Source organism: Blautia sp. St.27G3 (assembly GCF_059728505.1).
The window spans coordinates 18278-31760 of sequence record NZ_BAAGFO010000001.1 but is presented as its reverse complement, the minus strand read 5'-3'; the positions used below and the strand labels follow the sequence as shown (position 1 = coordinate 31760).

Sequence of the window (13483 nt, the reverse complement as noted above, 5' to 3'; positions counted from 1 at the left end):
ATTTTTCCTCTAAAACAAATATCCTTTTCTGATTGTTGTTTTCATATTTTCATCATCAAAAATAAGCGCAAACTCATCACCGATACTTGGTTTCATTAATTCGTAATACTTATGATCAATTTCCGAATCTGTTGATAGAATAATAGTCTGATCACTAGCATTTGGAAAATATGTCGTAATAAGCGCTTCCCTATGAATGGAATCAAGACGTGATAATGGTGTATCAATAATAACTGGTAGTTTCTTCTTTGAACAAATCGCTAATGCCCAAAGCAGAGATATAACCATTAATTGTTTTTCACCAGCAGACAACTTCTTTTTTTCTACCTCTTCGCCTAACCCGTTTAAATAATGCAAATCTAGCGTGGTAGAATCCATTTGGATTTCTTCAATCAAATGTTTCTTAAATGCAAGTTTTCTATAACATTCCGTCATTGTTTTAGCCAATATATCTGTTTTTTGCTCTTGAAGACGAATTCGATATCTGTTAATGATTTCCATTGCCATATGAGCATACTTAACAGTACGTTTGCCATCATCACTTGTTTCCATTGATGAAAGGACCTGTTCTGCCACTTTGCTAAATTCTGTTTCTGCAATCATCGCCGCACCATGCAATGTTGTTCGTTTCTGTTGCAATGATTCCAGATTTACTTCTTCAGTTATAATTTCCTTTTCAATTTCTTTTATGCGCTTAAAAATTCTATTCAGTGCCTTCTCATCAATATCAACAGATAAATAATTGTCTATTTCATCTACCTTGTGTTGACTGGCGTTTCTTCTTCTCATCTGCTCTTTTGTATGAGAAACACATTCATTCAACTCATAAGAATTTAATCTATGTATCTGATAGAGAACTGTATCAGACAATTTATATATTTCTTCCTGTTTCTGTGCATCATTATCGGCCTGTACATAATTAATGAATGAGCTAATAGTTGCTTCCGCATCTGGATATTTTATAATAAAATCTTTATAGAGATTCTTAACCTTATTGGTTGCAATTACAGACGTTTTATATGCTTGTTCAAGATTACCCTGATCCTCAATATCCCTTAATAATGATGATACAAGTCGCAATGGCATTGCTCCTGCTGCTTGTTCCAGAAAATCATCTTCATACCGTTCAAGCAAGGCAAGCTGCTCCGATCTTTGACGCATAAGATCATGTCTTTGCTCTACGATATCTCCGCCCTTAATAGCATATTCAGCATTTTTCTTTTCCACTTCCAAACGCAAATCTTCGATTTTTTCTATCACTCGCTGTATTTCATCATCGGTTGCTTTTAAATCATCGATAGCACTTTCTTTTTTTTGCCTTAATTGTTCCAGATAAATCAAATCTTGATCTTCTGAAGCAGCCGAACTCAGCCTTGTAATAATTCTGCCTAAATCGTTATTTATCAAATCGAGAACAGAAATGCCTAACAATGCCTTTATAGATTCCTTCATCTGATCATTAGTATTTTCAACAGCGAGTTCAGCTATTTTTTCACCGTCAAAAAAGAAAAAATTCGACAACGCACTTGGAAGAATATTCTCAACAAACATTGGCCAATTTTCAGTCAAGAAACCATTATCGATGCCGTTTTTCTTTACCCAAATTTTTTCTCGTATTCTCTGTGTATTGCCGTCCCATTCTCTATGAACAAGATATGTTTCCTCATCAGACATATCTAATGAAAATTCCAGCTCTACATACGTATACTTTGTACCGTCTGCCTTATTTACGTATGATTTTAAATACTGACCATACGTTTTATATTTACTTTCAGTATATGCAAATGAATTTGAGCCATATAATCCAAGTAGAACAGCCTCCAAAAAGGTGGTTTTTCCTCGACCATTCATGCCTCCGATTAATACTACTGGTTTTTCACCATGGAACTCAAATTGATTTGTTGATGCATATACTCCGAAGTTATGCATAATCAATTTTTTTAAAATCATTCTGTTGCATCCCCATCTTCTTCATCGTCATCATCTTCATTCAGATAATCATATCTTCCATCCAATGCCAACGGATTATATTTCCCGCCTAAGTCCTTTTTACGTACTATACGATCCATGTAATACTGTGTAGCATCATCCTCATCCTTATAAAATGTATTTTTGATGCAATTTTCAAGTGTGTCAGTAATACCTTTTCGCTTATTCAGGCTACTTGCTTGATTTTCAATATCAATCAAAGTGTATGCTAGTTCAAATGCCAATGTTTCACCAGGATATTGTTCATCAGTTACTTCTTTGACAACTTCTTCCAAGATATCCCACTCCTCTTTCCTAAAAGCTTCTGAGCCAACCCATTCCGGATCTTCGAATTTCTTACCTGTCACATCTTCGTATATGCCTGGTAACGCGTCATCAAATTCATGTTTATCAAAAACCCATATTCTTCTTATGCATCTGAGTTCAGGAAGCGTAATTAATTCCAGATCAGCAAACTCTTCTGGCCCATTCTCATTAATATCCTTTTGAATTTCCAGTAATTCCCTTAACCAACTCATACGCCATTCTTTTAAATATGGACCGTGATGCAATTGTTTGTAAGAACCTTGAAGAAATCCTTGCATTTTTCTAAAACTTCTTCTCTCTCTATCCTTTTCCTCGTCTCCAAAACGGCTACGGAATTCCAAAAGTGGTGTCATCCATGCTTTCTCATCATCGTTTGCTATCATCGCTTCCATGGATTTATCCTTTTCAACCATAGTACAAACCCAACATCCAAAACGACTTTTTCCACAGCTTGGTAATCCTTTTTCAACCATCATAGGACATTCATTATCAGCTGTTGCACCTTTATAAAGAGTCAATAAATCTGTATTGGAATACCCCCAAGGATTTCTATACTGCATAAGAAAAACCCAAACATCATTATCATTCCAATCTTCTAATGGAGAAAAAACTAATTCGTTTGCCATTGACGGATTTGGACTAAGCAATTCTCGCACACGCTTTTTTTCATAATATGCCATGGTCTTAGCTCGTCTTGCACTCTCTGCTTTTCTGGTTCCGATAACCAGAATTATTTCGCCGTGTTCTGCAATCTGTTCTTTGACGAATTTATTCACTGGTTGTATCTTTAAACGATCAGTACACCATCTTAATTTTTTTCTAGGAAATGGATAGCCTCTTCCAAGCAGATTTACCCAAAAAGTATTATCTGTTTCTGGGGTTAATCTATGCGTAACAAACGGTAACCCCGACTGATTTGATCTCATTGTCATTATTTCGAGGGAATTTTCAACCCATTTTGAAATAACAGGTGATTCAACCATCGTATCAGTGTTGATAACATGGATTTTTTTTGCATTCTTCAAACGTTCTTCCGGTAATTCTTCGATTGCTAACCAAACCAGTTGTAAAGTTGCTGTACTATCTTTTCCACCTGAATATCCGATTACCCATGGAATATCATCAGCAAGATACAAATTTCTTATGGTTTCTTTTAACCCCTCAACAGTCTCTTTATTTATTGTAACTCCTTGTTTATTTGCTTCGCAGCTTAAACACTTTTCTGCCATTGCTTCTCTCCTAGACATTTATACTTTCTAAATATCGCTTCTCCTTCAGTTTTTCTTCTGGCAGAAGTGGAATACCCAGTTCTTTTTTTATCTGGTTAGCTGTTAATAGTATTGCTTTATTACTCGTAAGAATTTTTCCATCAGATCTGATTACTCTATACTTCCAAATATCAGCACTTCTTTTCCAATCAATAGTTCTTAACCCACTTAACATTTCTTTCATATCAACATCCTGATTGTCAAAAAAATAAGCACCGACATTTCCTAGCGCTTGTATTACAACACCTTGTGTTACAATATAATTTTCTCGCAAATCAACTTTAGATATTTCTTTTCTTACGAGTTCGTTCCATTGTACGATATTGTCTGCAACATACTTCCAATAATCAACTAATAATTCCTGTACTTCTTCATCTATACGTTTCCCAGCTACCATTCTTTTAATAGAACTGTAAAATGTATTTAATGTGAACAAATTGGAAGAATACTTTCCCAAATTATCTTTTTCCTTATCCGTATAATCATTTAAAAACTCTACTCGAGAAACAACATTTCTAGTGATTACCGCAAGTTCATCTCTTGAATCATATAACTCCGAAATAGAATTTGACGTTTTTACTGCATGCTTATTAAGATCTGTAAAAATTTGCTGACTCCTTGACAGCCCTGAATCTTCATACAATACAACGGAAATCGTTTCACTTCCTAATTCAGGTTCCTCATTTAATGCATCAATAATGGCAGCTTTCCGATGTTGTCCGTCATTGATTAAAAATTTAGCATCCATCGAGACTTCCAAAATTCCAATATCAGCACCATCATGGCTTTGTACAAACTGAAATTCTCCATCTATAGATGCAGCTAATGCAGAAAAAACATAAGAATCCCTATTTTCTGTAATATAACGACTTATGACAGGAATTCTACTTTCATTTAATTTTCTTTGAGCTCGATATTCTGGAAGTACATATTCTTCTTCATTCGGAAATAGTCTTGTAAGCATTCTCAATGGTATCATTGCAATATAATATTCTCTTCCAGCTTGAATGCCTCTCACAACAGGAAACTTATATACGAAATCCATCCTCGCACCCCCAAAGCAAAAGTGATATACTTACGTATTCTACGTAAGTATATCACCTCGAATATTATGCGTCAAACAGATTTAATTGTTTTATAGAGTTCCCAAAATGCACGATCTTTGACATATATCGGCTTTTCAGAGCTGATTTTTATAATGCTATTGTGCTTCTGTAATTTTTTAATGTCATTATATAACATTTGGCTTTCTTGGCTTTTACTTTCTGTTTTGAAAACGAAATCAACATCACTAGATTTTAAGTCGGCAACATTATGGACTATCCACGTTAAAATATATTTTGCATAGTCATCGTCTCCTGAACCAAAATGTTTTAAAAACTGCGTTGACAATATCGTTCCAACACCAAATTCACGTCCTTCTTTTAAAATTTTCTTCAAAGAAGGAAATCCTTCGGACATAAAGTTATCTGCTTCATCAACCAGAATTAATTTAGTAAGCTGACGATACTTGCCATCAAGCTTGCTTGATCCAACTGCCTGCATCTGTGCATAGAACAAATCTAATGTAATCGCTACTATTAGGCTCTGAATGTCCGCATCGTACCCTGACAAATCAATTACAACCACTCCCTTTAATAAATCAAACAATGATTTTGTTTTACTTGGTGAATTTTCAAACACCTGGAACTGATGTAATTTATTCATAGCTGCCGCCAAAGAATCATTCTTTTTAATATCCTCGTCATTTGCATATCTTTGATATACTTGCTCAAATGTAGGCGCTTCGTTATCCCAGCTACTTGGATTTGCCGGAGAAATAACAGAATTGGCATATGTTTCTATTATGCACTGAAATAAGGCATCCTGTTGTTTTGGACCCAATCCATATACTTTAGAAATCGTATCCTTAAATGCATTTGCAGTATGTACTGGCAATAAAGGCTTAAATACTTTGGATTTAACTAAAGCCAACGGATTAAACGGTAACTGATATGGTTTTAATACGGTTGCTCCAGTTGCATCTAAGAAATCCGGTTTACTTTCATTGTAATCCCCTTTATAATCGAAAATCAAAATACCCAGTCCATCATCACCGATGTTTTTATTTCTCTCTAAGTATAATTGGGTAATTAAAGATTTCGTAAACTGAGTCTTTCCGGTACCCATAGTACCAATTATACCTGTATTAGTATGGAATAAAACATCTGTATTATTCGGTTCCCAAATCACATCCTTTCCATCCTGTTGGTTTGTTCCAAAAACAATATGCATACCTCGACAATCACAAACATCTTCTGACGGTTGTTCATATGTGTCTTCCTTTGATTCTTCAGGAACATATTTCTCTCCCGTATCTTGACTGTCTTCCGACAATTCTGTGCCCTGTTGGCCTTCAGTTGGTATATTTGTGTTTGTATCATCTTCCAACTGTGTTGTCTTAATCTTTGTTGTATCTCCAGTCAGATGATTTACTTGTAATTCTTCAAATACTAATAAATCATTATCTTTCTTGCTCAAAATCTCAGAATGAATATCATCTACGCTACTTAATATCAATCTAAATTCATCTTGTTCTGGCATTTCAATAAAATTGATTGTATCTGCTTTAAAAGAAGTACGTCTTGAAACAAGTGCCTGCCTAAATGATAATACCGCGCCTCGTCCGAGTACTTCCTGTATATCTGTAGAAATAACATACTCTTCATTGAGCAAAGCTGATCTGAATCGGTCTAATATGATATCCCAATTCTGCGAATCATCTACATGATATACCTTCATTTTCTTACAGCTAGTAATCAATAACTGCATAAGAAAATTTCGATTTACCCTATACATGATTGTTGATGACAATTCCTCACCTGGGTTCATAGCGCTTTCCAATCCTGCTGCAGTTGCTGAGACTTGCTCAAAGGCTTTCTTTATCACATCATTGGCATTGATTCCTGTTTTTACTTCAGTCGGATAGAGATATATCTTAGTCTGATCAGATGAATAATTTAAACCGACAAGAAGCAAATCATCGCTGGTTGGACCCTTTTCAAATCCTAAATTTTTGTATGACAAAAGCCCTTCGGTGCTTGAAAGTCCAGCGCCACCTGATACTCTAAGCATTTCTTCAAGAGAAATCGGGACCCAAACAATATCTGAGTGTCGTAAAAAAGCAAGCATAAATTTAATTGCAGCTACAATACTTATTTTTTCTCTCGAAAAAGTAGTGTCTTTATTTGCTCCAATCATTTTTTTCGATGAAACCAGTCTTAACAACCAGTCCCCATTAATTGCATTAAATAGATTAATGATTTTTGCAACATCTTTTAATTCTGCATTAACACCCTTTTCTTTAAGATACTCCTGAATGACCTTCGCGTATTGCTGTGACTTATGCGTTACTGTAATAGCATCGTATCCGCTACTAGACGTATATTGATCACTATAATGGATTATCAACAAGTCGCTATTTGCTTCTTTTTCACTGAAGAAATCTAAATCCACTTTCGGATCTACAAATACAACCCAATTTGAAGCTTTATAAATATATTCCATTTTATCTTCGGCAAGTTTATCAATCTGGGTGGAAATGCTAATGCCTGGATGATATGGATTTCCTGTATTACCAACTTCTACAAGAGAATTGTATTTTTCAGCCAATTCTACTACTGCAGTACGTTTAGCGTATTTCATTCCGAAACCAGTTCTATATTTTTGTCCATATTTACTTGATGGAACACCTGATACTACTCCTCCCAAAGATATTCCTGTTTCAATCTGATCCATGGATGCAGTTTCTGAAGTAATCTCCGATTCCATCTCATAAAATGAAATATGCGCATACTCATAATTTCTTCCATTATCTTTATGGAAATAACATTCCACATTCTTTGAAAGAACACCTTCCAGATTACTCATTGCCACACCATTTGCAAATGACAATTTGCTTGCATTCAAATACAGCTTAAGGCGAGTATACTCTTTAATATTAGAAAAAACATTTGTCCTTGCATTATCAGTGTAGATATGTAATTCAAATTTCATCAATTGATCTATATCTGGAGTTTTTCCTATTGCGTGAACATAGAATTGAGCAATTCCCATAAATACATCACAACAATCTCCCATATTAATCAGATTGATTCTGATTTTTTTATTATTTATATCTGAGAAAATATATCTAAAATGTGATGCAAATTCAGTTATCTTCTCTTCAATTAGCTTAGGAACAAATCTCCTACTTCCTCGATATCTTCTATTTTCTACCGGCGCATAATATTTCCATTCCATCGAGTACAACTGATCAGAAACTTTATAAATCTTCCGATTATATTTTGTATATGGCAACAAATACACTGAATTCAAGCGATCTATGACAATATCAGTTGCATTCTCAAATTCAGTTTCTGAAAGAAGTTCAATCTGATATGCCAAATTAAGCGGATGAAATGGCGTTAATATAACCTCTTCATCATCTTTTCCTACCACTAACGTTCCGAGTAAAAGAGAATTCTCCTGTTGTTCTGACAAATTACTACCATCATGTAAATCTGCAAACACTTCCGAAAATGCTTGCAAATATCGTGCAACTGCCTCGTGCAACTGCCCAGACAAATAAGCTAGTGTAGGAACTGTATTTCTTTGTTTAAATTCATGAAGCATATCATAATACGCTTGTTTTAAAGATAACGGTATGTTTATATCTTCTGCCTGAATTGAAACAGTCTCTGAACTACTCTGCTTTTTACATCGACCATATAAAATACGGTCGTTAATAATCATTCGCTCTATCCTAAGTTCTCTCAATAAATTAGCTTTTGCAAAGTATTCCTGGGAATCCTTATAAATATGATCCGCATCATCAAATTCAAAACTTTTTTTGCTTGCGAATTTATCTCGAAGAATTCTTCTTCCTATAATTTCTATGCTTTTAGATTCATCTGGATACAAAACAAATGGAACTATAATACCTGAGAAATTGATTTCAATATTAATCCCGCTTCCGTAATTTGATAATTCTTCCTCTGTAGAAAACAAATGTAATCTCTCATCATATTTGCATTGATATTGAGTATGATCATCCATTTTTTCAGAAACATTCGTAGCCCCATTAAGATTAAAGACTAAATCAGTCCCGACACCAAGAAGTTTCATCTTGCACTTCTTTTTCGTTGCCTTATAATCAACACCAAAATTACGACGTATAGTTCCTGCCAAATACTCGGCACTAATATCAACAATACAAATTTTAAAGATATACGATATATTATTTACCGAATCCTTTATTTCCAACTTATGAAACGATGTGATTTCACGTTGGAATTCAAAAATCAATGATTTTCCTTCTCTGCTGAAAGCTGAATCATCTGCTGAAATATCACTGTTAAGAATTCGCGCATTACACTTAATCCTAATATGTATTGTGTCATACTTATCAGGATTAAAAATAATCATACTTCTTGTTCGTTTTCTTGTTTTCATAGACCCTTCGTCTCTTATCAAAACCTTTTCATCAAGAGGTAATGAATAAAGTGGCATAGGACCATATACTTCTATATTTTCAGGATCAATTTTTAAAGGATTGTCTTTTTTAGATTGTTTCTTCTCCATTGCAGCCAGCATTTCTGCATAAGTATAAAGAATTGTCCAATGCTCAGGATCTGCTTTTCGATTTTTCTCAATTTGCACCAAAAATCCTTCTTCAAAATCATCCGCCAAATCGGTCTCTAAATTACCAAAACGAATACTTCGATCAATCTGTTCAAACAAATCATGATTTTCTTTTAATTTCTTATCGACTTGAGATTTTCCTTCATTCTGATAATCATTTTTTCCATCTACAGAAAATAATCTGAATCCCGGATAATTCTCCTTGGCGATTCTACCACTACTCATAATCGATAGTAAGTCACGATACTCATAGAGAGAGGCTTTATCGCTAAAAACATCGTTATCTCTTCGCCTTAATTCAAAATCAAGTATTCTCTTCTCCAATTCAGTTAACTGAGTGCTCTCTTCAGCCATTCTCCTTATTTCAGCCATTAAGTTATCAGCATAAAACGGCATACCATTAGCTGACATATCCCTTGAACCACTCTTAGCACTATCAATTGGATTAGCCGAAATCATTAACAAAGGTTTTCCAGCATCATTAGCAGCATTTCGCAAAGTTGCACAAAGAAAATCATTCGTCATTCCATCTATTTGAGAAGCTATAATGATTTCATCGTTTACTACCCTCAATGTAAATGTTTTATAAATGGAGCCATCCTTACACTCGTATTCATAATTTCCAAGATTATGGTCCTTTGTTGCCAAATCTTTCAATGCATCAGATACTTTTTGAACCGTTTCCATATCATCTAGCTTAAGGCAAAAACTCTCTCCCTTTTGAAGATAACCATCTGCAGATAATTCTAAAAAAAACTGATTTATTCTTTTGGCTATGAAATCATAAAATTCTCTTAACATACTGTGCATCTCCACTATCACTCTTCTTGTCAATAAGATTCAGCTTGGTAAAGAATTCCTGAAGATATTCCTTTGATGTATTATCAAGAAATATTCCTCTGTACTCATATTCTTTATATAAATCAATCAAACGAATCTTTTCTTTGTCTTTGATAGCTATCTTAGTCAAGAATATAATATCTCGTTCTGTGAGATTTAATACTAATCCCGACTTACGTCTATTCTTTATCCATCTTGCTTTACAGAATTCAATAAATTTTTCATTATAAAACTGATTAGCTCTTTTTCGGTCAGTATTCAAAAACTGTTCTTCAACACATCTAAAAAGATGTCTGATTGCTGCGTCTGTTTTAGTTCCACCAACTGAATATTTAATCTGATCAAATCTCTTATAATCTCCCACGCAAGAAACATAAGCATTTTCTGCCTTCTCGATTTCTTTTGCAATCTGCTCATCTTCTTCCGGATTCTGCTTCGCATATTCCTGAAGCTGGATGTAATCAAACATTTTTCCATTCATCGAATGCTGATTTAATATTTCCAGGGTGATTGCATGGCTAAACATATGATTTACATTGGTTTGTATTCTTTCCCAGCCTTCTATACAGCACCTTCGGTTTTTGCTAACCTTTTCCCAATCTAAAGCATAATATAAGCATAACGGATTCTCACGGCTTCCCATTCCAAACTGATCTAATGCGACACATGTTTGCGACATATAATAAAAATAGTAAACAGCCAATAGATTAGCAAAATCTTCCAATGTGGTCATTTCTGTATGTAACATGAAATGGAAATCTTTTTTAAATTTTTCCTGGACGTCAATAATGATAGGAAAATATGAAATTTCTGTATCTTTCTCTGTAGTTTTTGTCGCATTGATTGCTTCAACAACCATTTTCTCAATAACATTGTATTGATATTGATCCATAGCATTTCCTATATCGATACAATCATGTTGGTCTACACCTAAAATATTCAGCAGAAAACCAGCTAAACGCTCCTCGCTTTTATTGTTCATTCTGGTTTGAAATGGATATAATCCTAAGTTTTTTGCAACAAAATCTGAATCCTCGAAGAAAAGAGATTGAATTACATCTTTAAAGAATTCAACATCTTCATCTTCAATATCCATTTCTTCTATCAATGAATTGCATAAAGCTTCAAATTCAACAGGCTCTGTTTCCACCCCCAAGGCTTTTCTGAAAAACCCACTAACTATCCCATCCAGCTCGGTAACAATAGGTGCCTGTGCTTTTCCACTAGCCTTGTACGGGAATAATTTAAAACATATATCCTGCGTATGAGTGAGGCGTAATGAATCTACTGCTTTATCTGTTTTTACATTAAATGTTTCACAGAACTTTTCATAATCAAATTGATAATTCATTACTTCACCACCTTAAATTTATATCCAAATTTTGTTTTTTCAATGACAGCCTTCTTGTTGTCATCAGTGATAACTGTTAACTCTTTTTCCGATGATCCTGTTTTCAAGATTTTTTCTATAAAGCTGATAAAATCTGCATGATTATTTCTGTCGTCCGCAGTTTGAATATATCCTTTTTCGAGCCTATAAATCATCTCATACAATGAATAATCGATATCAAGCACAACTATTTCTCCCGTTTTTTTGTTCTCATATTTAACCGTAACAAACGGAAGAAAACGCTGCAATTCTTCACTGGCATTTTGATTTGGTAAGTCTTCCAAATATGGTTCGAAATCTATCTTTTCATAAAGTGTTATACCCTCATGTATTTCATCAAAACAGATATTACCGTCTGGAGTACTTCCACACCATTGGGTTATAGCAGCCTCAACCAAATTATATAATTCACCAAGTTTTCGGGTTTTTCCAATATTATAGTAATACAAGTTGCGCAAAAAAGAGGAATATGCCGCACCAACACTCATTCTATTCCTCATGGCATTGATTCTCACAAGCGCACTAAAAATCTGTGCTTTCAGTGTTTTATCGTCGTTAATTTTAGCGATTGCTGTATTTTTACACAGAATTTCCCCATACGACTCCTTACCGAAAGTATCGGTAATTTCTTTTCTTACATCTGATGACACATAATAAAATATAGCAGCTTCATCCGCTTCCTCAGATCTTTCTAATAACGGATCGTATTTCTTTAACTGATTCATTAAAACAGACATGTCTGTATACTCATACATTAGAGTAGGTGTAATATCTCTAACATATTCTTTTAAAAATGAAACTGTGTTAGTTGATGCTTGTGCCATTTTTTTATAATTAAACGAAGGCGCAACCACAATGTCATAAACATAATTTAGGATTTCTCTTGTTGTAAGAATTTCTTTATCTTTCACGATAACTTCAACAAGTGAGTTGGCAATAAACTCTCTGTTTTCATTCTTTGTAAGAAATTCAAAGTTATGCTTTACAGGACATTTTTCAGAAAGAGGACAAATCTGACATTCATTTTTATAAACAGTAAAAAAAGGATTCTTTTCCTCTTTGTTAAATATTCTACTTAGTATGGCCTCAAGATATACAGGGTGTATTCCATCTTTTGTTAATGAATACATGTGATAGTCTGAAAAACTCACATGTTGGAATGGACTGTTCTCAATATACCCACCTTCATTTATTTTATTTGTCAGAATATTACTTGAAACGACATGTTGGTATAATTTACGGAAAGATGCTCCATACTCAGATTCAATAAAATTACTCAATACACCAAGGTTAATTGCAAGAATAAAATTATTTCCTGGGTTTTCAATATTTTCATCCGAAAAATCCACAAGAGCTTCGTACAGTGTTTCAATAGCAGTTTTAGATGGCGCACTACTCTCTGTTGCATCATTGTAAACTGTGTAATTTTCCAATAAATGCAAATCATTTTTCAGATAAGATAATAAATGCGACTTTCCATCTCCAGCACTACCACACAACAACACTAGCGTTTTTTTACCAGAAAGTGCCACTTTTCTTAGTATTTCAATCAGGTCTTCTTCTGCCTTTCTTGAAACATGCATATACTTTTTGAAATCATCAAAGCTTCCAATTCCATCAATAGACTCACTTGACGATTTTCTCAATCTGTTTAATTCATCTACCAGCTTACAAATACCCATCATGCACCTCTCTGGTCAGAAGATATTACTATTACTACATCTTCTATTTTGCAATTCAGTGTTTCACATATTTTCAATATAATCCCTAAGGAAACAGGTTCATTATGTTTCATCTTGGACAAAGTACTTGTGCTAATCTCAGCCAACTCACACAATGTTCCTTTTTTCATTCCTTTATCAATTAATGTCTTCCATAGGTTATTATAACTTAAAGTCATGAGTATCTCCTCCGAGTCGTAACATCATAAAAACTATAATTCATACCAAAAATAATTATACAGATCGGCCAGATTTACATCAACAACTACATTGTCGAATTTTTCGAATTCGTGTTATTTTTACGTTGA

Annotated in this window: 7 protein-coding genes; all 7 read right to left on the bottom strand. The window is 34.1% G+C overall.

Going from position 1 to position 13483, the window contains the following annotated elements:
• Window positions 1-9 precede the first annotated feature (9 nt).
• Window positions 10-1950 (bottom strand): DNA sulfur modification protein DndD, encoded by a 1941-nt coding sequence (gene dndD, locus AC6I2O_RS00100; RefSeq protein ID WP_120393633.1) that lies wholly within the window; start codon window positions 1948-1950, stop codon window positions 10-12.
• Window positions 1947-3524: a DNA phosphorothioation system sulfurtransferase DndC gene (gene dndC, locus AC6I2O_RS00095; protein ID WP_120393634.1), complete on the bottom strand. Its 1578-nt coding sequence runs from the start codon at window positions 3522-3524 to the stop codon at window positions 1947-1949. The genes dndD and dndC overlap by 4 nt, the downstream gene beginning before the upstream one ends.
• A gap of 10 nt (window positions 3525-3534) precedes the next feature.
• Window positions 3535-4608 (bottom strand): DNA sulfur modification protein DndB, encoded by a 1074-nt coding sequence (gene dndB / locus AC6I2O_RS00090; RefSeq protein WP_120393635.1) that lies wholly within the window; start codon window positions 4606-4608, stop codon window positions 3535-3537.
• A 71-nt stretch (window positions 4609-4679) separates the two neighbouring features.
• A complete protein-coding gene (locus AC6I2O_RS00085; RefSeq protein ID WP_497741471.1) occupies window positions 4680-10025 on the bottom strand; it encodes a helicase HerA domain-containing protein in 5346 nt (1781 codons plus the stop codon).
• Window positions 10006-11415 (bottom strand): DNA phosphorothioation-dependent restriction protein DptG, encoded by a 1410-nt coding sequence (dptG, locus tag AC6I2O_RS00080; protein ID WP_120393637.1) that lies wholly within the window; start codon window positions 11413-11415, stop codon window positions 10006-10008. Before dptG ends, AC6I2O_RS00085 begins: the two co-directional genes overlap by 20 nt.
• A complete protein-coding gene (dptF, locus tag AC6I2O_RS00075) occupies window positions 11415-13139 on the bottom strand; it encodes a DNA phosphorothioation-dependent restriction protein DptF (RefSeq protein ID WP_120393638.1) in 1725 nt (574 codons plus the stop codon). The genes dptG and dptF overlap by 1 nt, the downstream gene beginning before the upstream one ends.
• Window positions 13136-13354, bottom strand: a complete 219-nt coding sequence (locus AC6I2O_RS00070) for a helix-turn-helix domain-containing protein (protein ID WP_120393639.1) — start codon at window positions 13352-13354, stop codon at window positions 13136-13138. The genes dptF and AC6I2O_RS00070 overlap by 4 nt, the downstream gene beginning before the upstream one ends.
• Between the last annotated feature and the right edge of the window lie 129 nt (window positions 13355-13483).